26 protein-coding genes are annotated in these 23,784 nt (G+C 49.2%); 8 read left to right on the top strand and 18 right to left on the bottom strand.

Annotated elements, in window-relative coordinates:
* Positions 1-87: 87 nt before the first annotated feature.
* Both SynMVIR181_RS05785 and SynMVIR181_RS05780 read left to right on the top strand, forming a co-directional pair.
* Positions 88-321: a hypothetical protein gene (locus tag SynMVIR181_RS05785; protein ID WP_186590307.1), complete on the top strand. Its 234-nt coding sequence runs from the start codon at positions 88-90 to the stop codon at positions 319-321.
* Between the two features lie 574 nt (positions 322-895).
* On the top strand, positions 896-1,087 hold the full coding sequence (locus tag SynMVIR181_RS05780; RefSeq protein ID WP_186590306.1) for a hypothetical protein: 192 nt from the start codon (positions 896-898) through the stop codon (positions 1,085-1,087).
* A 410-nt stretch (positions 1,088-1,497) separates the two neighbouring features.
* On the opposite strand, the gene SynMVIR181_RS05775 is transcribed toward SynMVIR181_RS05780, so the two are convergent.
* Complete coding sequence (locus tag SynMVIR181_RS05775; RefSeq protein WP_186590305.1) at positions 1,498-2,145, bottom strand: DUF938 domain-containing protein; 648 nt, start codon at positions 2,143-2,145, stop codon at positions 1,498-1,500.
* A 500-nt stretch (positions 2,146-2,645) separates the two neighbouring features.
* Between SynMVIR181_RS05775 and SynMVIR181_RS05770 the strand changes: the two genes are divergently transcribed.
* The 3 genes from SynMVIR181_RS05770 (at position 2,646) to SynMVIR181_RS05760 (ending at position 5,674) form a co-directional block, all read left to right on the top strand.
* Positions 2,646-4,817 (top strand): glutamine synthetase III, encoded by a 2,172-nt coding sequence (locus SynMVIR181_RS05770; protein ID WP_186590304.1) that lies wholly within the window; start codon positions 2,646-2,648, stop codon positions 4,815-4,817.
* Between the two features lie 14 nt (positions 4,818-4,831).
* Complete coding sequence (locus SynMVIR181_RS05765) at positions 4,832-5,368, top strand: thermonuclease family protein (protein ID WP_186590303.1); 537 nt, start codon at positions 4,832-4,834, stop codon at positions 5,366-5,368.
* Positions 5,369-5,446: 78 nt separating this feature from the next.
* Complete coding sequence (locus tag SynMVIR181_RS05760) at positions 5,447-5,674, top strand: hypothetical protein (RefSeq protein WP_186525144.1); 228 nt, start codon at positions 5,447-5,449, stop codon at positions 5,672-5,674.
* 514 nt (positions 5,675-6,188) lie between these two features.
* Here SynMVIR181_RS05760 and SynMVIR181_RS05755 read toward each other — a convergent pair.
* From SynMVIR181_RS05755 to SynMVIR181_RS05735, 5 genes are all read right to left on the bottom strand, one after another.
* A complete protein-coding gene (locus SynMVIR181_RS05755) occupies positions 6,189-6,341 on the bottom strand; it encodes a hypothetical protein (RefSeq protein WP_186525142.1) in 153 nt (50 codons plus the stop codon).
* Between the two features lie 238 nt (positions 6,342-6,579).
* A complete protein-coding gene (locus SynMVIR181_RS05750; protein WP_186590302.1) occupies positions 6,580-7,050 on the bottom strand; it encodes a hypothetical protein in 471 nt (156 codons plus the stop codon).
* A 261-nt stretch (positions 7,051-7,311) separates the two neighbouring features.
* On the bottom strand, positions 7,312-8,196 hold the full coding sequence (ppk2, locus tag SynMVIR181_RS05745; RefSeq protein ID WP_370593890.1) for a polyphosphate kinase 2: 885 nt from the start codon (positions 8,194-8,196) through the stop codon (positions 7,312-7,314).
* Between the two features lie 152 nt (positions 8,197-8,348).
* A complete protein-coding gene (locus tag SynMVIR181_RS05740; protein WP_186590300.1) occupies positions 8,349-9,692 on the bottom strand; it encodes an ATP-binding protein in 1,344 nt (447 codons plus the stop codon).
* A gap of 8 nt (positions 9,693-9,700) precedes the next feature.
* The gene (locus SynMVIR181_RS05735; RefSeq protein ID WP_186525499.1) at positions 9,701-10,411 is read right to left on the bottom strand and encodes a response regulator; all 711 of its coding nucleotides are present in this window, start codon (positions 10,409-10,411) and stop codon (positions 9,701-9,703) included.
* A gap of 188 nt (positions 10,412-10,599) precedes the next feature.
* On the opposite strand from SynMVIR181_RS05735, the gene SynMVIR181_RS05730 reads away from it, so the two are divergent.
* The gene (locus SynMVIR181_RS05730) at positions 10,600-11,049 is read left to right on the top strand and encodes an EF-hand domain-containing protein (RefSeq protein ID WP_186590299.1); all 450 of its coding nucleotides are present in this window, start codon (positions 10,600-10,602) and stop codon (positions 11,047-11,049) included.
* A gap of 26 nt (positions 11,050-11,075) precedes the next feature.
* Here the strand turns inward: SynMVIR181_RS05730 and SynMVIR181_RS05725 are convergent, their stop codons facing one another.
* The 4 genes from SynMVIR181_RS05725 to SynMVIR181_RS05710 all read right to left on the bottom strand — a co-directional run bounded on the left by SynMVIR181_RS05725 (position 11,076) and on the right by SynMVIR181_RS05710 (position 13,017).
* Positions 11,076-11,447, bottom strand: coding sequence for a hypothetical protein (locus SynMVIR181_RS05725; protein ID WP_255444472.1), 372 nt, complete (start codon positions 11,445-11,447; stop codon positions 11,076-11,078).
* A gap of 74 nt (positions 11,448-11,521) precedes the next feature.
* Positions 11,522-11,767, bottom strand: coding sequence for a hypothetical protein (locus tag SynMVIR181_RS05720; protein WP_186525136.1), 246 nt, complete (start codon positions 11,765-11,767; stop codon positions 11,522-11,524).
* Between the two features lie 48 nt (positions 11,768-11,815).
* On the bottom strand, positions 11,816-12,451 hold the full coding sequence (locus SynMVIR181_RS05715; protein WP_186590297.1) for a DUF4335 domain-containing protein: 636 nt from the start codon (positions 12,449-12,451) through the stop codon (positions 11,816-11,818).
* 8 nt (positions 12,452-12,459) lie between these two features.
* Positions 12,460-13,017, bottom strand: a complete 558-nt coding sequence (locus SynMVIR181_RS05710; RefSeq protein ID WP_186590296.1) for a DUF3038 domain-containing protein — start codon at positions 13,015-13,017, stop codon at positions 12,460-12,462.
* A gap of 625 nt (positions 13,018-13,642) precedes the next feature.
* Between SynMVIR181_RS05710 and SynMVIR181_RS05705 the strand changes: the two genes are divergently transcribed.
* Positions 13,643-14,161, top strand: coding sequence for an adenine phosphoribosyltransferase (locus tag SynMVIR181_RS05705; protein ID WP_186590530.1), 519 nt, complete (start codon positions 13,643-13,645; stop codon positions 14,159-14,161).
* Here the strand turns inward: SynMVIR181_RS05705 and SynMVIR181_RS05700 are convergent.
* The 5 genes from SynMVIR181_RS05700 to dapB form a co-directional block, all read right to left on the bottom strand.
* Entirely contained in the window at positions 14,152-14,364 is a 213-nt protein-coding gene (locus SynMVIR181_RS05700) for a DUF2949 domain-containing protein (RefSeq protein WP_006852436.1), read from the bottom strand. The two genes, SynMVIR181_RS05705 and SynMVIR181_RS05700, sit on opposite strands and share 10 nt — an antisense overlap.
* A gap of 19 nt (positions 14,365-14,383) precedes the next feature.
* The gene (locus SynMVIR181_RS05695) at positions 14,384-15,208 is read right to left on the bottom strand and encodes an FAD-dependent monooxygenase (RefSeq protein WP_370593889.1); all 825 of its coding nucleotides are present in this window, start codon (positions 15,206-15,208) and stop codon (positions 14,384-14,386) included.
* Positions 15,209-15,561: 353 nt separating this feature from the next.
* A complete protein-coding gene (locus tag SynMVIR181_RS05690; RefSeq protein WP_186525132.1) occupies positions 15,562-15,813 on the bottom strand; it encodes a high light inducible protein in 252 nt (83 codons plus the stop codon).
* A gap of 17 nt (positions 15,814-15,830) precedes the next feature.
* The gene (locus SynMVIR181_RS05685) at positions 15,831-16,505 is read right to left on the bottom strand and encodes a hypothetical protein (protein ID WP_186590294.1); all 675 of its coding nucleotides are present in this window, start codon (positions 16,503-16,505) and stop codon (positions 15,831-15,833) included.
* Between the two features lie 12 nt (positions 16,506-16,517).
* Positions 16,518-17,369, bottom strand: a complete 852-nt coding sequence (gene dapB, locus SynMVIR181_RS05680) for a 4-hydroxy-tetrahydrodipicolinate reductase (protein ID WP_186590293.1) — start codon at positions 17,367-17,369, stop codon at positions 16,518-16,520.
* A gap of 118 nt (positions 17,370-17,487) precedes the next feature.
* On the opposite strand from dapB, the gene SynMVIR181_RS05675 reads away from it, so the two are divergent.
* Positions 17,488-21,495 carry a magnesium chelatase subunit H gene (locus SynMVIR181_RS05675; RefSeq protein ID WP_186590292.1) on the top strand — a complete coding sequence of 1,336 codons (4,008 nt, stop codon included), beginning with the start codon at positions 17,488-17,490 and terminating at the stop codon, positions 21,493-21,495.
* Between the two features lie 244 nt (positions 21,496-21,739).
* Here the strand turns inward: SynMVIR181_RS05675 and SynMVIR181_RS05670 are convergent, their stop codons facing one another.
* From SynMVIR181_RS05670 to tpiA, 3 genes are read right to left on the bottom strand one after another with little or no spacing between them, the layout of a single operon-like run.
* Positions 21,740-22,156 (bottom strand): thiol-disulfide oxidoreductase DCC family protein, encoded by a 417-nt coding sequence (locus SynMVIR181_RS05670; protein ID WP_186590291.1) that lies wholly within the window; start codon positions 22,154-22,156, stop codon positions 21,740-21,742.
* Positions 22,157-22,181: 25 nt separating this feature from the next.
* Complete coding sequence (gene folP / locus SynMVIR181_RS05665; RefSeq protein ID WP_186590290.1) at positions 22,182-23,015, bottom strand: dihydropteroate synthase; 834 nt, start codon at positions 23,013-23,015, stop codon at positions 22,182-22,184.
* A gap of 6 nt (positions 23,016-23,021) precedes the next feature.
* Positions 23,022-23,753, bottom strand: a complete 732-nt coding sequence (gene tpiA / locus SynMVIR181_RS05660) for a triose-phosphate isomerase (RefSeq protein ID WP_186590289.1) — start codon at positions 23,751-23,753, stop codon at positions 23,022-23,024.
* Positions 23,754-23,784: the final 31 nt, after the last annotated feature.

Here is a 23,784-nt window from a genome sequence, read left to right as displayed (position 1 = left end):
TATTCAGCCCTTGGTTTGGATGTGAACACTTTGCTTGCTATTGGGAACCAGAGTGCGAGATCATTAGGTCAATAAGTAAAATTACTCATGGTCAATATTGAACAGCTCACTCCTGATGGCTGGAAACCGAGTGCCAGCAAGGACGATATTCATTCGGCGGTCACCTATGCCAAAGCGCTGTGCATGGAGGAACCTTCCACATACAGAGTTCTTCGCAACAGCGATTTGATCTGTTTAGTAAGACAACAGGGGATCATCTGGATCAATGCCAGCTCAGAGGTCATGGGGGAAACCCAGATTGAAGAAACCGTCTCAGTTTGATAGCAATAGCTGAACATTCTGACCCACACCACTAGATCAACACGTTCTTCTTCCTTTAATACTACTAAACAACACAAACAGATGTCTGATACGATAACTGACTATTAAACGCGAAAGGGTCAAAAAATCTTATTATTCAACATTATCGCCTAACGATAAATTCATTCATTAACATTCCAACGAGACAGATCACCTATAAGGCATTACTCCATCCACAAATGCTTCAATCACAGTATTTCCATACAACGCAAGATCTCATCGCAAACCTTATCTACATCAGAGATTGACGAGAGATCTCATCTCTAGAGTTACAACTTCAAGCTAAAAATATTAAAATCCATATGTCCAGCATGAAATAATCCATAAAACCAGCCGAAGGGCGGCGCAAGGCCTAAAAGAAGTGGCTCATTCGTACTATTAAATCGCTTCTTTACTTGTATTGCATACAGCAAAAAGCCCCGCTTAGCTGAGCTAGGCGGGGCGGGTGATGGGGAACCATTAGCATGACATACTTTGGTCAGTTTTCCACAAAATCAGCCATTCAGCACCCTATTGCCAGCTTTATCCACAACGTGTGGGAAAACCGCTGGGTGTCCAACCGATCTGTGGAGCGCCAGCCAAAAGTCGTGGAGAACTGCTGATCCACACGGTGGGAATCGATCTATTATTCGATGGGCTGGGTGATGGGGATCATTCCAGTGAACTCTCCCTCCCTCTCGAGGGAATTCTTATTCGTGAGCTAGAAGGATGTCATCAACCTGAGTAGGTGATGGAACCTAACACTCTATAAAGCCTTTCAATTGCCAAAGCAGAAGAAGTAAGACCGGCACCATTTGTTGTTGACAAGGAATTAATAGTGTTTAGCAGAATGATATCGTTCCTCAAGGGGGAATATCTGTCTAAAACGGATAGAGATTAAAAAGTTGACGCCAAATAATAATCTTATTCGCTAGTATATAGTGCCTTAATTGCTCATCACAAGCAAGTAACTAGCGAAAAAATTGGCCTTTCAGTATTTCGATGCCACACACTTATGAACAAGCAAGACTTAAGATAAATTCAACAGAATATGAATAAACCCCTCTTGCCAAAGTCAAGCGACTTAAAGACATTATAAATTAGTAGCATTTAAATTCAATAAAGCCCATCTTGTAACAAACCAGAAATGCAGAACATCTATCGATTGGAACTAACAGACTTTGAAAAACTGATCATGAGATTATTGGCAGGCAAGTCTTGGACATGCATGCTTTTAAGGTTAACATCAAAACAAATTTTCTCCACATCTTCAAGATCACGTACCCCCCATAATGTATTGCGCTCACGCAGCGATTGATCAAAGGCCTCATTGCTCAAGCTCGTATGAAAACCATTTCGGCGATAAGGTCCATAAAGAATTAAGCGACCTCCAATTGGAAGAGATTCAGAGGCCTGTTTAACTAATGATTGAGAACAAATCCAAGGGGCGATATGAACAAGATTGATCGCAACTATAGCTTTTAATTCAACCCTTACCGGCTCAGGAAGCGGCCAAGGTCGTTCAAGAACATCGAGTTGTAAGGCTTGTGGCATCTGAGCACTCAGACATTCATGTTCAATCCAAGCGTTAATACTTTTGCAATGATCCGCATCAGGATCACTGGCTTGCCACAAAACACCGGGAAACCGCCGCTGAAAAGTTACAGCATGTTCACCACTTCCGCTTGCAATTTCAAGGACAGAGCCCTGTTGCGGCAGAATTTCAACAAGAGCATCTCCGATTGGGCCACGATTCCGCTCTGTTGCTGGGAAATAAAGACGATCTTGATCAGTGGGTGAAACCATCACTAAAAATAAGCTGAGAAATCAATCTGTAATCAAAACGAACAAGGAAGCTAAGAATTAAAATACAAATCACCCGCTCCATATTAGCTCATCCCAATGCGATACAAATACATCAGCAACAAAAAGGAACCAGGCGCCTCCTGAAGTTGATCAACTCTATTCGCATCGAATATGCTATTAAAATCAGAAATTGAGCCTTTACCGACACAAACATTGTCAAGAATGTATCAAGCAGATCGTGCAGAATCCTAATCAATAATCAGCTCTTGATTTTTAGAGACAGTCCTGATCAGCAACGCTATAAGTAGGGAACACATCGATGCTGAGCGCAAGACTTGAGATTGAGAACAGCCTAAAAAGCTTCTCGACGGTTCCCATGCTCTGCAACGACGCTGTTTATGTCATGAGCTGATGTCATGGAACTCAAGCAGCGAAGCTTTGGCCCCCATGCGAGGGCTTAACTTAGTTGATCAAAATATGCCCTGAGGGGCCTAGAAGCGATGCCCCATCCATCACGACTGGCAGCTCTACAGGCCATTCAACAACGCAAGCCAATGGCTTGCGAGACAACTCCTTCTCTGGAAGAGATCTGGGCCAGTGATGTCTTCACACTGGCGCGCATGAAAAATGCACTCCCCAAGGAAGCATTCAAGGTGGTTCGTCGCGTGATCCGTGATGGAGGCAAGCTGAACTTAGAAGTAGCTGACGCGGTTGCTCAGGCGATGAGGGATTGGGCCGTCAGCAATGGTGCTCACTATTACGCGCACGTCTTTTACCCCCTCACAAATTCAACGGCTGAGAAACACGACGGTTTTATTAGCCCACAAAGAGATGGCCAAGCCATTCATGAATTTTCGGGCAAACTCCTCATCCAGGGAGAGCCGGATGGGAGTTCCTTCCCCAATGGTGGGATTCGCTCCACATTCGAAGCCCGTGGATACACAGCCTGGGATATCACAAGTCCCGCGTATTTGATGCGAACGCCTAATGGCGTCACCCTATGCATCCCCACTGTGTTCGTGAGTTGGACAGGCGAAGCTCTCGACAAAAAAACCCCACTCCTGCGCTCAAACGCAGCAATGAATCGCCAAGCGCAACGGTTGCTTCATTTGCTTGGCAACAAGGACGTAGCTGCAGTGAACAGCTCTTGCGGCGCTGAACAAGAATATTTCCTGATCGATAGTCAATTTGCAACGCTTCGACCCGACCTCCTTCTCGCAGGTAGAACCCTGTTCGGCGCTCCCTCGCCCAAGGGGCAGCAATTTGATGATCATTACTTCGGTGCAATTCCTGAACGCGTTCAGGTCTATATGCAAGACGTAGAACACCAGCTGTACAGGCTCGGAATTCCGGCAAAAACTCGCCACAACGAAGTTGCTCCTGGACAATTCGAAATCGCCCCTGTTCATGAAGCCGCCAACGTGGCGACGGATCATCAACAAATGATCATGACTGTGTTGCGCAGCACGGCAAAACGCCATGGATTTACGTGTCTCATGCATGAAAAGCCATTTGCTGGCATCAATGGCTCTGGCAAGCATGTGAACTGGTCTGTGGGCAACAGCACGCAGGGCAATCTTCTAGATCCTGGCTCAACGCCCCACGACAATCTGCAATTTCTCTTGTTCTGCGCCGCCGTGATCCGTGGTGTGCATCGCTACGGCCCACTCTTAAGAGCAGTCGTTGCGACAGCAGGAAATGACCATCGATTAGGAGCCAATGAGGCTCCACCAGCGATCATCTCGATGTACCTGGGCAAACAGCTAGAAGAAGTCTTCCAGCAGTTCCAGCGTGGCGAGGTGACCGGAAGCAGCACAGGCGATGTGATGCGTCTGGGTGTCGACAGCCTGCCTGAGTTCAAGAAGGATGCTGGTGATCGCAACCGAACATCCCCGTTTGCATTTACAGGCAACAGGTTCGAATTCAGAGCTGTGGGATCTGGACAATCCGTTGCTGGTCCACTGGTGGCGATGAATACCGTCCTCGCGGATTCACTGGAATGGATTAGCGATCAAATTGAGGCACACATTTCCGGAGGCCAATCCTTGGAAGCCTGTGCGGCAGACGTCCTAAAGCAAGTGATGGACCAACACGGTGCAGCTGTCTTTGGAGGTGATGGATATTCCGATGCATGGCATCAGGAAGCCACCGAGCAACGGGGATTGGAAAACCTACGCAACACCGCCAACGCCCTTCCAGTGCTGCGCCGGGACGACGTCAAGGAACTGTTTCAGCGTCAAGCTGTGATCTCACCAGTGGAATTAGAGAGCCGCTACGAGGTGTACAGCGAGCAATACTCGCTGGCCGTAGAGGTTGAAGCCAAAGTTGCACTGTCCATTGTTCGGACACAAATAAGCCCTGCTGTTCAGAAACATCTGGGCTCATTGGCACGCAGTATCAGCCAACAACAAGCCGTAGGCCTAAACCCTGATCAACGGACCCTGCAATATGCGGCAGAGCTACAGCAACGAATGCAGGATCAAATCAATGCTCTCGATGATGAATTGCACCAGCTGCATCACGGCGACACCACTGCATCAATGAACCACGCAGCAAACGTTCTTCTACCGCGTCTCCTGCAGCTGCGGGATGTTGTGGATGGGCTTGAAGGACTCGTCGATGACGATCGTTGGCCTCTTCCTTCCTATCGGGAGATGCTATTCGTCAGTTGAGCAAAGATCCCGTCATGGCATCAACCAGGAAGGCAGTAGGTCACAGCATGCTCTTAGGCCTACTGATGGGTTCAGCATTACCGATTGCTGTTGTGGGCGAAACGACCCATCCCAGCCAAGTTGTGACCGTACTCAAGGTCAACAATGGCCAAGAGGTGCTGGTTGACATCAATGGAGAAGGAAGAGCGGTTCGACTGGCCTGCATTCAAGCTCCCTTGCAACAGCAACAACCCTGGTCGGCTCAAGCGAAATCAGCGCTGAGCAAAGCACTGCCGCAAGGCTCAGCCGTACAGATGGAATTAAGGGCCCGGGATGTCTATGGGCGTGTTGTAGCAAGGCTCCTGAAGGGGAAAACGGACATTGCCTCCCCTCTCATTAGCAGTGGTCAAGTCTTTGCCTACGACGGTTATCTCGGCCGATGCGACGACCTGAACTATCAAAAATTGCAGAGTGAGGCACAACTCAGGAAAGCAGGCCTATGGGCCGTGCAAGGCGGAATTGCAAGACCATGGGATTTGATCGAGGCAAGTGGAGAGCAACAAGAGCCCTAGAAATACGCCGCTTGGTAAAAATGGCCACAACCTGGTTGGAAACAATCATGCTGAATTAGAAAAAGTTTCAGATTTTTCATGGGCTACGAACCTGGAAGTACCGATTGCCGCCTGTTGATTGATGCAAAGCACCATCTCGAGGAAGCGCTGTTGACCCTATACGCCATGCCACACACAGATCACATTCAAAGACAATTGAAAGCCGTCTATCGACAGCTTGAAGGAATGCATGATCTCAAACGTGCCGGAGGATCTCAGGTGTCTCTTCAAAATGCAGATTGGTATTCAGAATCCGTTCGAACATGACCCAGCAAGAGCGTTCAAAAGATTTCATGGTTTTAAAACGCTGATCAGGCAGAATTGAAGGGTCACTTCCCCCGCATTGCATGTTTGAGAACCGTGATCGCCCCGCATGGGTGAACTGGCTATTTCTTGCGATCTTCCTGTTCAGCTCGTGGCAACTCGCCGGATACTGGTTTCAGCAGCTTCATGGCTAACGACGCGACTGCACGCTTCCCACAAGGAAAGTCCAAGAAACAATAAGCACAATCAAAGATCAACCCGTTGAATATATGAAAAAAATTTATTAATACAAAACTATTTTCGCAGCCTTAAGCAAGCTTAAACTGACAAGATAAGCACGCAGCATAAACACAAAATATAAGCATCACGTATTAAATTCACAAGCGAATCAGATAAAGAAGGAATTTAGAAATAGATAATTTAAATTGTATAGCCAGGGATGCAGCATGGTATCAGATTAAAAAGCAAATACAACAACAAATCAAAAAAGAGTCTCGTTGCATTTGCACAAAACTTATTATTTACTCTCCCTTTTAATAGTGCCACGCGCAATCTTCATGCTTCCCATGATTTCAAGAGCCAATGGTTGGGTATGGTTGAACCATCGCTCTATCGCTTCAAGCTCTTCTTCCTGGTACTTCCCAAGCAACGCAACAAGACGAAGATCCATCTGTAAGCATTAAATTTAACATTGAAATATTAGATGCTGAGACGTAATGCACTTGAAAAACAATCACAATCAATGGTGATATATGAAATCAAAGCCTGTATCTAAGAAAAAGGCCAGGAATGTAGAGATCCATAGGCTTAGGATCCCAGATCATTTCAACAATCGATCAGATGCATGAAAAACAAAAATGGCACCTTGCCCCCTACTGACTCTCTCTTGCTGGCAGAAGAGTCATTACTCAATATCGAAAATATTTCACTTTTACCATTCTTCCTCTCATTCCATCTTCGTCTTTCCAAACACCCTCTTGAATCTTCTTGTTTTCATAACCTACAAATAATTTTTCACTTGGCTCATACTCACACATGCGGGAATACATTTTCATTGCTTTTGTGGGGTGCTTGGCAAGAAAATTCTCCACTAATTGATTCCATTCATAGAGCCTATCTGCATATTTTAATTGGTCTATTGTCGAACGAGAAGAGTTTGATATAGGAGCTGGATTCTCAAGACCAAACCTTGAAGCCACCTCCGCTATATTAATATTTGTCGCGTAAACAACAACATTCCCGCTATCCTTCCAGTCTTCGCACTCCTCAAAGGCTTCTGCTTTTGAGGAGTACAAACCTATACCTTTATCGTAGTCAAAACCTGACAAGCCAACCATCAAAAAAGATAACGTGAGAATTTTTAAAAAACTCATTGCCATACATTCCTGACGATATTCATCTTAGCTGAGAGTAGATGCATAAACTATAACGAAGCGTCAATTGTTACGAATTAGAGGGAACAAAATGAGACATTTACCGAGACAATTAGAATCTTAGTCTTAAAAAGTTATCGAGGTCCCCAGCAATCTATGCTCCATAGCTTAGAAACCTTAACGTGACGATGGTTTTCATCTACCTACCTAGCCAGAAAAGAATTAACGGATTAAACAATAGAAACTAGGCTGAAATAGCCAAAAGAATTATTCACTGGTTTGATCATAAGGATAATGATTAGGAACAAAAAACTGTTCATTAATAGGTGGCCTATCATAGGAGCCCTGTTTTGGCCTTGGTGGTAATTCAATCGCTGGCGGAGTCATATCTTCCCATGGAACCTTGCTAAGAACATGCCTGAGACAATTAAGCCTTGCCCGTCGCTTATCGTCGGCTTCTACGGTGAACCAAGGTGCCTCAGGGATATTGGTGCTGGCAAACATTATATCCTTTGCCTCTGAAAACTCCACCCAACGATTACGTGCTTCAAGATCCATCGGACTGAGCTTCCAACGCCTGGTTGGATCATCAATGCGTGATTGAAATCGTACCTCTTGTTCCGTATCACTCACAGAGAACCAATACTTCAACAACAACACACCACTACGAACCAACATTCGCTCAAACTGAGGACAATCTTCAAGAAAACCCTCAACCTCATTAGGGGTACAAAACCCCATCACCCGCTCCACACCAGCGCGGTTATACCAGCTGCGATCAAACACCACAATTTCGCCAGCAGCTGGAAAATGTTCCACATATCGCTGGAAATACCACTGCGTTTTCTGCTGATCGGAAGGGGTTCCCAAAGCAACAACTCTGGCGCCACGGGGGTTTAAAGGTTCAGTTAAGCGTTTAATCGTGCCTCCCTTACCAGCTGCATCCCGTCCCTCAAACAGGATGATCATGCGGAAGCCCTTTTCCTTGATCCAATATTGCATTTTGACGAGTTGAGTCTGAAGCTGTTCCAGTTCAGACTCGTAAATCTTTTTCTTGAGTCGTTCTCCGTCGTAACTAGGTCGTTGGAGTCCATCACCCTTCCGGTCGGCCAGGGCCGCGCTGCTGAGCTCACGTCCATCAAGCCCACCCATCTCCGCAGCAGATAGGGGCTTAGACCCATTCGGTAATGCCGTTTCTTTGCTTTTGCTGTTGTGTTTTGACTTTTTGTTTTCCTTGTGGCCCATAACGAAGCAATCAGCACCCTCCCATTGGTGCCTTCCAAATCAACAAAAGGAACAGGACTTCAGCTTTTCGCAACGTTCTGCACCATGAGGTCTATTGGCAGTGACAAACGAATAGCGAAGCGCCCTGGAACCTTCGAGTCATTCAAACCATCGGCATAACGGCAGTCGAGGTAGCCACCATGCAGACGTGCCACATGCACAACAATGGCCAACCCCAATCCACAGTGGCCCTGTCCTCCACGCGAGGAATCGAGGCGGTGAAACGGTTGAAGAGCCTGCTCAAACAAATGCTGAGGCATGCCATCTCCCTGATCCCAAACTTCAATCGAACATTGATCTGCAGTGCGCAACAACCTCAACACCACAGGGGCTTGGCCATAGGTGAAAGCGTTATCAATCAAGTTGGCAACAGCTCGACTCAAGGCCACTGGCTTCACCATGACCTCAAATGTGTCCAACTGAAGCTGCAATTGATCGGCAGGATGACTGCTCGCCACCTCTGCCAGCAGTTGATCCAAAGGAACAGGCACAGAGAGTTCTTCATCACCGCCTCCTGCAAACAGAAGGAACTGACCTGTGATGCGTTCTAAAGATTGCAAATCTCCAGCACAACGTTCGCGTTCTTTTGCACTGAGTTGAGGTAAAGACAATCGAAACTGCAGCCGAGTGATGGGCGCGCGTAAGTCATGGGCGATTCCAGCGAGCATGGTGGCTCTTTCATTTCGATTGGCAGCCAAACGTCGGACCATTGCATTGAAACGGCGCGTAAGGCGCTGAACCTCAGGAGCACCACGAGCCGGAACAGCATCAGGATCAATTCCGTCCCCAACCCGGGATAAGGCCTTTTCCAATCCACGTAACGGTGCCTCCACCTCCACGAGCAGAAACAGGCCGCCACAAATCATGCCCGCCCCAACCAGTGATAACCCCAACAGAGTGGGCTCAGGCGGCCAGCTCATCGGAGCACGCACATTCACGCGCAGCCAAATCGGTTCCAACGGTGAAATCAGCTCAATCCAAATTCCGCGTTCGCCCTCGTGATCTTGATCCGCCACAACCATCGGACAATGGGAGAGCCGCTCACAAAGCTGCGTCTGAAGCGCTTTCGCCTGGCGTTGAAATCCTGCGGAAGGAATCTTTTGAACCGATTTGGGGTGGATCGCAACTGTGAGGTCAAGACCGGTGAGTTCAGTCACCAGATGGGGGGGGTAGCGCTCTAGAGCCAACTCAGTGAGCCTTACATTGAGGGCCAAATCACGGCCGAGCTGCACCGTCTGAAGCTGCTCAAGCTGCTGTCCAAACAACACCTGTAAAACCAACAAGCAAAACGCCCAGCTGCCGAGAGCAAGGCCACTCCAACCGAATAAAGATCGCAGTCGAACTTGCCACACCCGTGGGGTCATTCCATCCCTCAACGCGAACGAGGTTGTCCATCAGGAACGAAGACATAACCGTATCCCCATACCGTTTGGATATAGCGAGGACGCGCAGGATCTGGTTCAACCAGCTTGCGTACCCTCGAAACTTGCACGTCCATGCTGCGACTATCCGTATCAGACCCTGGTCCGCGAGCCAGCTCGATGAGTCGTTCTCTAGACAGAGGTCGATGGGGGTGCTGCACGAAAGCCGCCAACAAGCTGAACTCACCACTGGTAATAACAACAGGCTCGCCCTCGCGAAACAGGGTCCTGGCAGAAAGATCAAATTGATTTTCTCCGAACGTCACATCACCGCCTTCAGCCAGGGGAGTTCCGGCAGGAATCGAGCTACGCCTTCTAAGCACTGCTTCGATGCGTGCTGACAACTCACGGGGAAGAAATGGCTTAGCGAGATAGTCATCAGCCCCCTGCTCCAAGCCAATAATGCGATCAACTCCATCTCCTCTGGCCGTCAACATGACCACGGGTAGATCGTCGCCAGCATCTCGCAAGCGACGTAAAGCTGACAGGCCATCATCGCCAGGCATCATCAAGTCGAGCACGATCAAGTCTGGGCGCTGAAAGTCCAGCCTTGCCTCTAGCTGCTTGACATCACTAAGACAGCGAACGTCATAGCCCTGATCAATCAAGTAGGTACCTACCATCTGACGAAGTTCCGGATCGTCATCCACGACCCAAATCATCGAAGCTTTTTTGGCCGGGGAGTGCGAAGCGGTGCCGGAAGGTTGGGTCATCGCCACTTCAATTGAATGCTCCGATCGTATGGAGCATCAAGCAAACTGTCTCGCTGAGGCGGACCATGTCACAGTTAATTGACGATCTGTCATCACTCAGACATCTCTTCAGCAATCACACTGCATAGTCTTCTGTGATGGAGAAATGGGTACCTTTCACACTCGTTGCACTGGGGGCAAGCCTCCTGCTGCCAGACCAAGGTGCTCAAGCCAACCCTGTGCGTCATTACGGCACCAGGATGGAGGCCTTATTCGTTCGGATGGATTCCAATCGTGATGGACGCTTGGAGAGAAGAGAAGTCAGTGGCCAGCCCTACCTCGAACGGAGATTACAGCGACACACAACCCGAAACTATTTGTTGATTGAAGACATCAGGCCCTCCGCTTCCCACCCAAGTGGTCTGCGATTGCAAAGACGATTTCAACAAGCCGATCGGAATTTTGATGGAAAACTTGATCGTAAGGAGGTGGCATCCCTTCCCTGGCTGCAACGAAATTTCGAAAGTCTGGACCGCAATGGAGACGGAGGTCTGACCTTGAATGAACTTTGGATGATGCAACGTTCACTCGCTCCTCGATCGAGATAACGTTGAGAAAGGTAGAAAGGTCTGAATTAGCGCATTTTTCGTAGTCGGCGGCGGCGACCCGAACGAGAGCTTCGTCGAGGAGTTTTGGAAGCTTGAAGCGATTGCCGACGTTCTGACGATTTAAAAACAACAGAGAACGTGCGCACGAGTCGAATCAAGCCTGAGAGAAGAGCCAGCAGACCCAATACAAGAAGTGCAGCAATCAGAATGGCTGCAGACAAACCAAGAAACGCTTCCAACAGTTGACTGAGGCCGCGAATCAAATCAGCAATCGCTTCACTGACAACAACGATTGCATCAACCTTGGTCGGTAACCAGCTCAAACCTGCAAGCAAGCCGGTTCCAAGCATTAATAAAAGGACCGACTCCAAAAACATCCTCCAAACAGGAACGCGCATGGAGTTACGTTTGTTTTTGCTAAAAACGCGACGTTCTCTTCGAGTTCTAGGCAGACGGGGGATGTTCTTCGAGGTCATGACACTAATGACAACTTGGCTCGACGCATCCAGCGCTCAAATTCAATGAGAACCAACTCATTCGGGCACTCGATCAAACTGAGATCACCAACCGTGCAATCTCCGTAACCGCTGTGATGAAGGGTCAGTTGATAATCAGCACCACTCAAGCCACAAACCTCCGGATCGCTTCGCACAACGACATCCAGTGAAGCTCCAATCCTTGCGACACGACGTCTCAGATCAGACCAACTGGAGGACATAGAACGCAAGCAATAAAAGCCAATATATGGGCGAAAACCAGAAGAAGCTCAACGTGATGGATCAGCTTGTGAAGGATCGCTCACAGGATCTGGACGGGGAGCCTCTATGGAGTCAGTAGGAGCCTTGGTGTCTTGGCTGGGCAATGGAACAACCATGGCCATGACCCCAACGACAACAAGAGCTACACCACCAAACACAGGTGCAGCCAAACGACGAACCAAAGGAACCCGCTCCACTAATTCACGACGACTCAAGGGGTGATTGATGATCACGGGCCAAGAAATAGCCACGCGTTCGTCAGCACGAAGCGCATCTAGGCAGCGCAAAAGATCAGCAAGATCAGCATCATCCAACTTGATTTCCAACGGGGGAACATCAGGCTGACTACTGGTTAGGCCAAGCTGATGGCCACCATCAACAGGGCGGATACTCACTGGATGATGCGACCAGCCTTCAGGCCTGGAAACACCGGAGATTTGATGGCGTGCATAGGGAAAAACAACAGCCATCAACGCTTCAAGGTGATCGCGTTTCCCCTCCAGCTCAGGAGCACCAACCAATTGAAGACGCCAAGCAGACAAGATCCCAATCACGCTGTCACCATGGCCGGACGAAAAGTCAGGGAGGCCATCCACCTCAAGCCTGGCCGCCGTTTGGTCGTAGCGGTAAGAGAGTTTGAGCATCGAAATCATCAGGGTGTTGGGTCAAGAAGACTGGCCCGAAGGCGATCCACTCCACCGGGACCTGCGGCCAGCGCCAGAATCAAAACAAGCTGTCGTTGAATCGACGAAGAGTGATCGGTGCTGAGCAAACGTTGAACAGCCCCCCGGCGGAGATTGAAGCGCTCAGCGATCAAATCCCTCAAGCGTTGGTCAACTAAAGCCCAACGCTGCTTGCTGAGGTCAGCGGGTTCACGACTCGAGAGAAGCTGGTGAAGCATCGGATAAAGCCGATCAGCCATGGCACAGAGAAGCCTGATAAGGGCCTCTGTTTCAGCCGAACCAAGTCTTCCACGACGCGTAGAACGACGAAGCGGGTTATGGCATCGACGCTTCCAAAGCTCTACCCGGTTTGGGAACAGACTTTCGAAGCCGAGTTGTTGGGTGGCCCAAAGCATGGCCTCCCCACCGTTGAAATCCAAGGACTCCACTGTGAGCAAAAGGAGATCGAGACGCTCCATCCCACGACGACCAAGCACAGCTATTGGCAAAGACGTTGCTGGAAGAGGAGTGACTGTTGCTTCAGTCATGGCTGGGTGGCGTACCGATTCGAGTCATACAGCTTCGAGTTCAATCAAGACAGGCTTGGATGCAGTGCTAACACACGATCAGAAAAGCCTGGACACGGCCTCCTGATCAGCAACCAAAATGTTTGACCTTATTCAAAACAATCCAACCCTAAGGCTTTAAACAATTCTTTCAAGGGAACGGCAGCAACAGCTGGAATTGACACAAGATCCCTGCCAAACAAGAGACGAGAGAACAAAGCAGAATAAGATTCTCACTCATCAATCGGATCTACGATGCGCAGACGGGCTGCACAAATAAACCTATAAAATGGGCACAAAGTAGCAACAAACCAACTCTAATTCACTGAGAAGACAACGAAAATTCTCCTCCGCTCAGCAAGACAACCACTTAATCTGGCATGATACAAAAGATTACTTTATCGATTGAAACTAATTTTCGAAGCTTAAAGGCGCTATTGCGCCAGCGAAAAAATAAACTTTTGGAATGGGGTAGATCTTCTCCTCTCATGGATCAATTCAATCTGAGAGAATCAGCAGGAACGAGCTGCTTAGAGGACACACGTAATCAAGCTCATCCACAGTCGTATCTGCGATAATTGCGTGTAAGTCTCACTAGAACATGTCCTTGGATCTTCGTCATTACATTCAAGATATTCCAGACTTTCCAAAACCAGGAATTCTCTTCCGAGACATATCCCCGATGTTGCGTGATCCCGTGGGCTGGGCAGAGGTCATGGATCGTCTTGGAACGCTATGCGATTCGTTGAATCCAGACCTGATTGTGGGAATTGAAGCCAGGGGTTTCATTGTGGGAATGGGTTTGGCAACGCAGAAGAAGCTGGGATTTGTTCCAGTACGCAAACCAGGAAAACTCCCCGGGCAGGTCTACGGAATTGATTACGCCCTGGAATACGGGACGGATCGCCTCGAGATTCATGCCGATGCCATGAGAGACGAACCAAGAATTTTGATTGTTGATGACCTGCTAGCAACAGGCGGGACTGCCTCGGCCACAACCGATTTAGTCAAGAAGGCTGGCGGTCAACTGGTGGGCTGCGCCTTCATCGTGGAACTCACAGCTTTAGGTGGACGAGGGCGTCTTCCCGATGACATCCAGGTTGAATCTCTGATTCACTACTCCTGAGCTTGCTGCCAGTCCAAAACATCTTGGTAACCTTGCAAGCTGAGCAGTCCAAAACTCCAGAGCACCACTGGCAGGGGAGCCTGTTCTAATTCAGCTTGCCGCAGGCCAAGATTGATGGCACTGGCACTCAATCCAAGCTTGCCCTGCAAGTAGGCAAGCAAAGCAGCAGACGGCTTGGGTTGCGGGTCACTACTAATGACCATTAAAAGCAATCAATTCCACTCACTTTGGCAAGTTATGCAGAAGGGTGCTTGGTCCATCTGACATCGCCTGAAGTGAAACCCTCCGAAACAAGGGTGAGTGCTTGAGCATGAAAAGACCGAGACGTCGTACGAACAGAACTGCTGACTGGCGGTTGGAGAACAAACGAACAAGAAGATCTGTGGCAAGCCCAACGGTTAAGAGATCGAAAAAACGGAGCCTGGTGTAGCGACCAGGAACAGCTTTTAGCCCACGCCGAGCACAGGAAGCAGACGTCATCAGTTGAAGGAGAGTTTCAACATCTCGCCAACAAAGATTGAGCCCCTGCCCACCTACAGGATGACAACGATGACCAGATTCACCAACGAGAACTACATTCTGTTGATGCAGTTTTGGAGCAAAACTAATCTCTAAGGGGAAAGCAGCAGGTGAATCGAGCAACGCATCAGGTTCGAGACCGTTCGGAAGGATCGTGCAAAGCTGGTCAAGAAAGGCCGATGTTTCAAGACCAGCTAACTGACGACATCGATGAAGAGGAGCACTCCATACCACCTGAAAATCAGTTTTACCCAATGGAAGGATGGCTAAAGGACCTTCTGGCCTGAAACATTCGAAGGCTTTTTCTGAATCAACATTACGAAAACGAATTTTCGCTGTTAAACAACCCTGAGAATACGAGTGTGTCCACCAAGGAAATTTGAAATATGTGCGGGTCGGTGAACGTGGACCATCTGCTGCGATCACCAAACCAAAATCATGACTAAGAAGCAGAGATTGGTTGGCCGATTCGCCAAAAAAAAGATTGACATTGCCAGATTTCTCTAATCGGCTTATTAAGAGCGTCATCAAAGAGCAATGATCCAAAATCCAACCAACCGCTTGGGATGATCTGTTTGCTTTTTTGAGATCTAGCTCAGTAAAATTCACCGATTGGTTGATACCACGATCCTCGAGACCCAAGGTCTTAAAGGGTGATAAAAAAGGAGATAACTCACCCCAAAGTCCTAATCGCGTTAAAAGACGTCTAGAGGAATGAGTTAGCGCGTACGCCCGACTACGAGAACAAATTTGATCGGAACTCAGAGGGTCATACAGATGAACCTTATACCCGAAGTTTGCAAGCCCGAGGGCAAGCAAACTTCCAGTTGGACCGGCACCATTGATCCGAATCGGAGCCAGGTAGCCGGTCATCACTGTGTTTAGCCGATGCCAAGAAGTCCACGGGTGAAGGCTTCACCACCCATGGCCAATTCAGTTGCAAGTAAGGCAATGAATCCGAGCATGGCCATGCGGCCATTCAACTTTTCTGCGCGCTCGTGAAAGCCCCAGCCGCTTTCCACGTCTACAACTTCCATGCGTGGCTCAGTTGCGAATGCATTGAGACGCCCACCATCTTCCGTGGTCACGGTTGCGCCGCGGATGGTTGCTGCGTTTGTAGAGGCTTGAGTCATGGGGAACCTGCCGGTGTTTAAGAAGTGTAACCCATTTGTGAAGAAACTTTGCGCAAACGCATCCGACAGAGGTCTTCGAAGGCAGGTCGGAGCAGATATGGGTACTCTCCAATCCAGATCCGAAGACCTGGAAGCCAAGCATCGGTTAGGGCTCCCAATCTCGAAAAATCGTTGCGGTCGCTCAGCACTACACAACGGATCAACGCTCCAGAGCGTATCGATGCATGCTGCTTGGTCATTGGGAAAGAGATCCGTCCGAGATAGCCGTCTTCATCAGCCAGCTCAAGCACTAACCACGTCCTTCGGTTTTCAATCAATTCGAGCCGACCGCTCGCATCAGCCTGCTCCCGTTGATTTTCAACGCGCTCCTGCCGAGAAGCCTTAACAACCTCCCCTTCAAAAAGAGCCGCCGCGGGGTAACGGCGCAACACTGCATTTTTTCGACCGGCTTCCACAATCGGCCCCCACAAGATGTAGAGAAAAAAAACGACGCCAATGATCAACAAAATCGAACCCCATCGACTAGATAACTGGCTCTGACTAATTAAGAGAGTGATCACCCCCCCAATCGTGGCAATCAAGAGTCGCTGAAGAATTTTTCGGGGGTTACCAAGGGACGATCTGAATTGCTGGCCTGTTGCCACAGCGGGAATCAACCGATGCAATTCTCCAGGTCGAAGCGGAATCAACATCGTGCCAACCCCTTAAAGAAGACGCTCGAGGCCGTACACGAGCGTCGGTAACTGTCTGACCTTACGGACGCAGAGCAAAACGCCTGGCATATAGGCAGCCCGGTCAATCGTGTCGTGGCGCAGGGTATAGGTCTCTCCAGGGGAGCCAAACATCACTTCCTGATGCGCCACGAGACCAGGCAATCTCAAGGAATGCAAGCGCAGGCCACTTGGCCGCTGTCCTCCCCGACTTCCAGCAAGCGATTCATGCTCATCCACTTCTGATTCATTGAATTGTTTGCCTAGCTCCTCCATCAGTTCGGCAGTTTTGATACAGGTTCCACTTGGAGCATCGGCCTTACGGTTGTGATGGAGCTCCGTCAGCTCGGCATGGTCATAAAAACGAGCAGCAGCGGCAGCCGCCTGTTGAAGCAACACCATCCCCACTGAAAAATTGGGAATCACAGCCCCACCAATAGATGCCTTATCAGAAAAGGATTGGAGGTCATCGAGTTGGGCGGGCGATAGCCCCGTAGTCCCGATCACGGGATGAACTCCGTAGGCAATCGCAGCTCTGGTGTTGGCATACACCACAGATGGATGGGTGAAATCCACCATGACGGCTCCTTTCCCAGGCCCTGCATCACGAACCGCCTGACTCGCAGAGCACAAGCAGCCCTCTAGGTCAGCAGTCACAGCCACTTCAAGAGCATGAAGCCCAAGTAATTCGCCTACGTCTTGGCCTTCTTTGCCAGGCGTGTTGTCCACTGCACCCACCAAATGGCAATCAGGAGCCATTTGCACAGCCCGAATCACTTCTGCACCCATTCGACCCAGCGCACCAGTCACCACAACGGGGATCGAGCCGGTCTGGATGTCGCTCATGAACGTGCTGCAGATGGACTCAGCCTATGGGGCCAGGCGCGGATGTAACACGAAATGCAGATCTCATGCAGAGCGACACTCACACCCGTAAGCTTCTTTACATTGCTCATAAGTGCTGATGTTTACGCAGGTCCGTTCCGCTGATCGTCGGATTGTTCCTGCTGAGAACAACAATCATCAATCGGTCATGAAGGCCGTCTACGTCGTTCTTGAACCGCAATATCAGAGTGCGTTAACCCAGGCAGCGATCACCCTTAATGCGCAAAATGGTCCGATTGGGATCGAACTCTGTGGCTATCTCATTGAGGAACTTCGTGACGAAAATAATTATGCAGATTTTCAAAAAGACATTGCTGAAACCGACGTCTTTATTGGGTCCCTTATTTTTATTGAAGATCTCGCCCAAAAAGTTGTTGATGCAGTTAGTCCTCACCGCGATCGCCTGAAGGCCGCAGTGGTTTTCCCCTCAATGCCAGAGGTGATGCGACTCAATAAGTTAGGCAGCTTCTCGATGGCTCAACTCGGCCAGAGCAAAAGCGCGATCGCTGGCTTCATGAAAAAGCGAAAAGAAGCAGGTGGCGCAGGTTTTCAAGACGCCATGCTCAAACTCTTGAACACGCTTCCAACCGTGCTCAAGTATTTGCCTGTCGAGAAAGCTCAAGATGCTCGCAGCTTTATGCTGAGTTTTCAATATTGGTTGGGTGGCACACCAGATAATCTTCGAAATTTTCTGTTGATGCTGGCCGATAAATATGTATTTCCCGCATCAGAAGGTAATGATCGTCCTGATCTTGTAGTTGCAGATCCAGAAGTCTTTCCTGATTTAGGAATTTGGCATCCACTAGCACCTCAAATGTTTGAGGATTTAAAGGAATATTTGAACTGGACGGCAAGTCGTCCAGATCTCAACGACAAAGCCCGCAAGGGTCCAGTGGTTGGTCTCGTCCTTCAGCGCAGCCACATCGTGACGGGAGACGACGCCCATTACGTGGCAACCATCCAAGAACTTGAATTCAGAGGCGCACGCGTTATTCCGATCTTCTGCGGAGGCCTTGATTTCTCAAAACCAGTCAATGCGTTTTTCTACGACCCGCTCAATTCAGAGCAGCCTCTGGTGGACAGCATTGTGTCTCTTACCGGTTTTGCCTTGGTTGGCGGTCCAGCGCGTCAGGACCATCCCAAGGCCGTTGAATCGCTGAAAAAGCTCAATAGGCCTTACATGGTTGCCCTTCCATTGGTCTTTCAAACCACGCAGGAATGGGAGAAAAGTGATTTAGGCCTTCATCCAGTGCAAGTAGCACTACAAATCGCGATTCCCGAATTAGACGGCGCAATCGAACCGATCGTTTTGTCTGGTCGTGATGACGCCACTGGCAAAGCCCACACTCTTCAAGATCGCGTCGACGCAATTGCTGAGAGAGCAATCCGCTGGTCATCATTACGACTGAAACCACGAGCAGACAAAAAGCTTGCGATTACCGTTTTCAGCTTTCCCCCAGACAAGGGCAACGTGGGAACAGCGGCCTATCTGAATGTTTTCGATTCCATTCACAGGGTGCTTCAAGAGATGAAGGCCAAGGGGTACGACGTGCAGAACATGCCACGTGATGCCAAGGCACTGATGGAAACAGTGATCAACGATCCCGAAGCCCTTCAAGGATCACCAGAACTCTCGATCGCCCATCGAATGAGCATTGAAGAATATGAACGGCTAACACCCTATTCCGAACGCTTAGAAGAAAACTGGGGAAAACCACCTGGCAATTTGAACAGTGATGGGCAAAATTTATTGATTTATGGGCGTCATTTTGGAAATATCTTTGTAGGAATTCAACCAACCTTTGGTTACGAAGGCGATCCTATGCGCCTTCTCTACTCACGCAGTGCAAGTCCACACCATGGGTTTGCCGCTTACTACACCTATGTAGAGAAAGTTTGGGGAGCAGATGCCGTGCTCCACTTCGGCACGCATGGTTCTCTTGAATTTATGCCCGGCAAGCAAATGGGTATGAGTGAAACATGTTACCCAGACTCCCTCATCGGAGCCTTGCCAAACCTCTATTACTACGCAGCCAATAATCCATCTGAAGCAACGATCGCAAAACGACGGGGGTATGCATCCACGATTAGCTACCTCACACCACCAGCGGAAAATGCTGGCCTCTACAAAGGACTTAAAGAACTTGGTGAGTTGGTGGGTTCCTATCAACAACTGAGAGAAAGTGGTCGGGGCATTCAAATCGTGAATGCAATCGTAGAAACCGCGCGTTTGTGCAATCTTGATAAAGACGTCACTCTTCCCGACGATGATTCCTCTAATTTAACCCTCGAAGATCGCGACGCGGTTGTTGGGGCTATTTATCGCCAATTGATGGAAATTGAAAGTCGACTTCTTCCTTGCGGCCTTCATACCATTGGCAAGCCGCCCACAGCAGAAGAAGCCATTGCAACTCTGGTGAGTATTGCTGCTTTGGAGCGTGAAGAAGAGGGCCTACGTTCGTTACCCGGACTACTCGCTGAATCTCTCGGCCGCAAGATTGAAGACATCTATAAGGGAAATGACGATGGTGTTCTTGAAGATGTGGAACTCAATCGCACGATCACGGAAGTTTCGCGGGCGGCTGTGGGATCCATGGTGCGATCTCTTACAGGGGGCGATGGTCGCGTCAATATGCGCGAAAACTTTGGATGGTTCCTGGATCTGATCTCACGCTTTGGATTCAAACTGCCAATGCCTTGGTTCCGAGCCTGTTCGGCTGGTGGTTTCACAAGCGTCGACAGCACTGCGCTTGACACCCTCTTTACCTATTTGCGTTTTTGCCTCCAACAAATCTGCGCAGATATGGAAATGGAGAGCCTCTTAAGGGCTCTGGATGGTGAATACATTCTTCCCGGCCCCGGAGGAGACCCAATCAGGAATCCAGGCGTACTGCCGAGTGGCAAAAACATCCATGCCCTTGATCCTCAAGCGATTCCTACGAGGGCAGCCGTGGCTGCAGCAAAAATTGTTGTCGACAAATTGATCGAACGACAGAGAGAAGAACAGGGCGATTGGCCTGAAACCATTGCTTGCGTGCTCTGGGGAACAGACAACATCAAAACCTACGGAGAGTCACTCGCACAGATCCTTTGGTTCATTGGAGTTCGCCCCGTTCCCGACTCCTTAGGCAGGGTCAACAAACTAGAGCTCATTCCGCTTGAAGAATTAGGAAGACCAAGAATCGATGTTGTTGTGAATTGTTCGGGTGTGTTCCGAGATTTATTTATCAATCAGATGGCCCTGATTGATCAAGGTGTAAAAATGGCCGCCGAATCCGAGGAAGCCATTGAACAGAACTTTGTTCGAAAACATTCTCTCGAACAAGCAGAAAAAGAAGGAACAAGTCTTCGTGATGCTGCTTGTCGAGTGTTCTCCAATGCAAGCGGTAGCTACAGCTCTAATGTAAACCTCGCCGTTGAAAACAGTAGTTGGGAAGAAGAGGGAGAACTTCAAGAGATGTATCTCTCCCGTAAAACATTTGCCTTTAATGCTGATAACCCTGGTGAAATGGATCAAAAGCGTGACGTCTTCGAGTCAGTCATGAAGACAGCTGACGTAACGTTCCAAAATCTCGACTCCGCTGAAATTTCACTAACCGATGTTAGTCATTATTTCGACAGCGACCCCACCAAGCTGATTCAGGGACTTCGCGAAGATGGAAAATCTCCAACGAGCTACATCGCAGACACGACAACGGCGAATGCTCAAGTTCGCTCTTTAAGTGAAACGATTCGCCTAGACTCACGCACCAAACTCCTCAATCCAAAGTGGTACGAGGGCATGCTTGATTCGGGTTATGAAGGTGTGCGTGAAGTAGCGAAACGCTTGAACTTCACCTTGGGATGGAGTGCGACTAGCGGTTCTGTCGACAACTTTGTTTACGAAGAAGCCAATGAAACATTCATCAATGATCCAGAGATGCGCAAACGCTTACTAGAGCTAAATCCTCACAGCTTCAGGCGCATTGTTGGCACCTTACTTGAAGTCAATGGACGTGGATATTGGGATACCTCTGACGAAAATATCCAGCAATTACAAGAACTCTATCAAGAGGTTGAAGATCGGATTGAAGGGGTCTCAACATAAGAATAATCAATGCACATTACGCATCATCGATGAACCCTGGAGATGGAGAATAGACCTTAAATCATTAACTCAATCTACCTAAGTACACGCATAGTTTTTTGAATAATCAAAGCAATGTCTAAAGCAATCATCAATAGCGCATTGCCAAAACACTAATTTTCAATGTCAATCATTCAATTAGAAAACATCTACATAGCGATGATAGATATTCAAATAATAAAACTTTTAAGCCTTGTCGTGGCATCTAATAACGCTCTGATTCCGATACAATCTGCTTGCAATTGCACAGTTCATTGAGACTTGCACGTCCAGTCATTCGCAGACGCTGCGAGGCCCAAAGTGCATAGATCCGATTGATCAACGTTCCAATCAAAGGCCATTGAGTCGGGGCATAGATCCAACCAAGGCCAACGCAGCGATAAGCCTCTCGGAATACAGCTACATCTTGGAGAACCTCTCCGTCAGCTCGAATGGCATGAATGCGTGCCATCGCCTCTCTATAACCAATTCCCTTCCATTGGGCTGGGTCATATGTGTCCTGATCGATGTCGACAAAAGCAAGCCTTCCATGAAGATCTCGGCGTTTCAAAAACTTGACTTCACGAAGGCAAAGCGGACAAGCTCCGTCATACAAAAGAGTGAGACTTGTTTCACTCATCATCAACACTTAGAAATAGAGATCAGTTCTAGCGATTTGAACCAATAGCTGAGGCCATCGTCACCACTTGATGAATAGGTCCTACGTCGTGCACTCGTAAGACAGCTACGCCAGCATCAACGGCCCGAGCGCATACCGCTGCCGTTCCCCAAAGACGAGCACGAGCCCTTGGTTCATCCAAAACAGCACCAATAAAACGTTTGCGCGAGGGTCCCAACAACAGAGGAATCCCTTCATCTACGAGGGTGTTGAGCTGCTGCAGAAGGGTGAGATTTTGGGCTGTTGTTTTGGCAAAGCCAAGGCCTGGATCCCAGAGCAACTGGTCACGATGCACGCCGACTTTTAAAGCTCGATCTGTTGCTGCACGTAATTCCTCCAGAACCCCCTGCACAACACCCTGTTCCCCGTAATCCGTACAGAGATCCATCGTTCGGCTGGTCCCACGACTGTGCATCAGCACAAATGGGCAGCCAGCCTGTGCGATCAACGGCAACATCTCTGAGTCCCGTCGGCCACCGCTGACGTCATTAATCCAATCAGCACCAGCCTCAAGAGCCTTGTTGGCAACTGAAGCCAGAAAGGTATCAACTGAGATCAGAACCTTGGGGTGAGCGGCACGAATGGCTCTGAGCGTTGGCAAAAGGCGCTTAAGCTCCTCATCCTTTCCCACTTCAACGGCATTTGGCCTGGTGCTTTGGGCTCCCAAATCCAAACAATCAGCCCCAGAGGCAATCTGACGCGATGCCTCGGCCAAGGCACGATCGAGTTGGTTGAACTGACCACCATCGCTAAAGGAATCGGGAGTGAGGTTGATCACTCCCATCACTGCCGTACGCGTGCCCCAATCCTTTGGCCAACGCATCAAGAGTCAGCTCTTGATGTAATTCGCGATTCGCCCAAAGCCTTCAGGGTCCAGGGAGGCACCACCAACCAGCACCCCATCAATATCGCTCATTCCCATCAACTGATCGATATTGGCGGGCTTCACCGAGCCCCCGTACTGAATGATCAAATCTGGTGAGCCAACCCAGCTGCGAATCAATCCACAGATTCGATTGGCTTCACTCGCTTCACACGTTTTACCGGTACCAATTGCCCAGATCGGCTCATAGGCCACAACCAGCTGGCTGGGATCAAGACCTTCTAAGCCCTGTTCAACCTGACGACGGATGACCCGCTCAGCCTCACCCCGGCTGCGCTGCTCGTCGCTTTCACCAACGCAAACAATGGGAATCAATCCATTGGTTTGGGCTGATCGCGCCCGGTGATTGATCTGTTCATCACTCTCGCTGAAGTACTTGCGAGGCTCGCTATGGCCAACGATCGCGTACTCAACGTTGTGTTCCTTGAGCATGCTCGGAGAAATCTCAGCGGTGTAAGCGCCCTCTCCCTCCCAGTGCACGTTCTGGCTGGACAGTTCAAGGCGGGTGCCATGGCTCAGCTCAGCAAGCGTGCTGATAGCCGTGAACGGTGGCGCCACCACCAAATGTCGGTCATCGGGCAGTTCTGCAATAAGAGGAAGAAACGTGCCCATCCAGGCCCTGGCTTGCGCACAGGTCATGTGCATTTTCCAGTTGCCAGCAATTACCGGTTTGCGCACGCTTCCGTCCTCTGCATCTCAGCAGCTGACA

The organism is Synechococcus sp. MVIR-18-1, from assembly GCF_014279835.1.
In the GTDB taxonomy this organism is placed as follows: Bacteria; Cyanobacteriota; Cyanobacteriia; order PCC-6307; family Cyanobiaceae; genus Synechococcus_C.
Note: the sequence above shows the minus strand (reverse complement) of the source record. Positions and strands in the feature narration are given on the sequence as shown.

Excerpts from the sequence above, each read along its gene's own strand:
- SynMVIR181_RS05785 (WP_186590307.1), top strand. The coding sequence starts at position 88 with ATGGTCAATATTGAACAGCTCACTCCTGATGGCTGGAAACCGAGTGCC.
- SynMVIR181_RS05775 (WP_186590305.1), bottom strand. The coding sequence starts at position 2,145 with ATGGTTTCACCCACTGATCAAGATCGTCTTTATTTCCCAGCAACAGAG.
- SynMVIR181_RS05770 (WP_186590304.1), top strand. The coding sequence starts at position 2,646 with ATGCCCCATCCATCACGACTGGCAGCTCTACAGGCCATTCAACAACGC.
- SynMVIR181_RS05765 (WP_186590303.1), top strand. The coding sequence starts at position 4,832 with ATGGCATCAACCAGGAAGGCAGTAGGTCACAGCATGCTCTTAGGCCTA.
- SynMVIR181_RS05760 (WP_186525144.1), top strand. The coding sequence starts at position 5,447 with ATGGGCTACGAACCTGGAAGTACCGATTGCCGCCTGTTGATTGATGCA.
- SynMVIR181_RS05755 (WP_186525142.1), bottom strand. The coding sequence starts at position 6,341 with ATGGATCTTCGTCTTGTTGCGTTGCTTGGGAAGTACCAGGAAGAAGAG.
- SynMVIR181_RS05750 (WP_186590302.1), bottom strand. The coding sequence starts at position 7,050 with ATGGCAATGAGTTTTTTAAAAATTCTCACGTTATCTTTTTTGATGGTT.
- ppk2 (WP_370593890.1), bottom strand. The coding sequence starts at position 8,196 with ATGGGTGGGCTTGATGGACGTGAGCTCAGCAGCGCGGCCCTGGCCGAC.
- SynMVIR181_RS05740 (WP_186590300.1), bottom strand. The coding sequence starts at position 9,692 with ATGACCCCACGGGTGTGGCAAGTTCGACTGCGATCTTTATTCGGTTGG.
- SynMVIR181_RS05735 (WP_186525499.1), bottom strand. The coding sequence starts at position 10,411 with ATGATTTGGGTCGTGGATGACGATCCGGAACTTCGTCAGATGGTAGGT.
- SynMVIR181_RS05730 (WP_186590299.1), top strand. The coding sequence starts at position 10,600 with ATGGAGAAATGGGTACCTTTCACACTCGTTGCACTGGGGGCAAGCCTC.
- SynMVIR181_RS05725 (WP_255444472.1), bottom strand. The coding sequence starts at position 11,447 with ATGCGCGTTCCTGTTTGGAGGATGTTTTTGGAGTCGGTCCTTTTATTA.
- SynMVIR181_RS05720 (WP_186525136.1), bottom strand. The coding sequence starts at position 11,767 with ATGTCCTCCAGTTGGTCTGATCTGAGACGTCGTGTCGCAAGGATTGGA.
- SynMVIR181_RS05715 (WP_186590297.1), bottom strand. The coding sequence starts at position 12,451 with ATGCTCAAACTCTCTTACCGCTACGACCAAACGGCGGCCAGGCTTGAG.
- SynMVIR181_RS05710 (WP_186590296.1), bottom strand. The coding sequence starts at position 13,017 with ATGACTGAAGCAACAGTCACTCCTCTTCCAGCAACGTCTTTGCCAATA.
- SynMVIR181_RS05700 (WP_006852436.1), bottom strand. The coding sequence starts at position 14,364 with ATGGTCATTAGTAGTGACCCGCAACCCAAGCCGTCTGCTGCTTTGCTT.
- SynMVIR181_RS05695 (WP_370593889.1), bottom strand. The coding sequence starts at position 15,208 with ATGACGCTCTTAATAAGCCGATTAGAGAAATCTGGCAATGTCAATCTT.
- SynMVIR181_RS05690 (WP_186525132.1), bottom strand. The coding sequence starts at position 15,813 with ATGACTCAAGCCTCTACAAACGCAGCAACCATCCGCGGCGCAACCGTG.
- SynMVIR181_RS05685 (WP_186590294.1), bottom strand. The coding sequence starts at position 16,505 with ATGTTGATTCCGCTTCGACCTGGAGAATTGCATCGGTTGATTCCCGCT.
- dapB (WP_186590293.1), bottom strand. The coding sequence starts at position 17,369 with ATGAGCGACATCCAGACCGGCTCGATCCCCGTTGTGGTGACTGGTGCG.
- SynMVIR181_RS05675 (WP_186590292.1), top strand. The coding sequence starts at position 17,488 with ATGTTTACGCAGGTCCGTTCCGCTGATCGTCGGATTGTTCCTGCTGAG.
- SynMVIR181_RS05670 (WP_186590291.1), bottom strand. The coding sequence starts at position 22,156 with ATGATGAGTGAAACAAGTCTCACTCTTTTGTATGACGGAGCTTGTCCG.
- folP (WP_186590290.1), bottom strand. The coding sequence starts at position 23,015 with ATGCGTTGGCCAAAGGATTGGGGCACGCGTACGGCAGTGATGGGAGTG.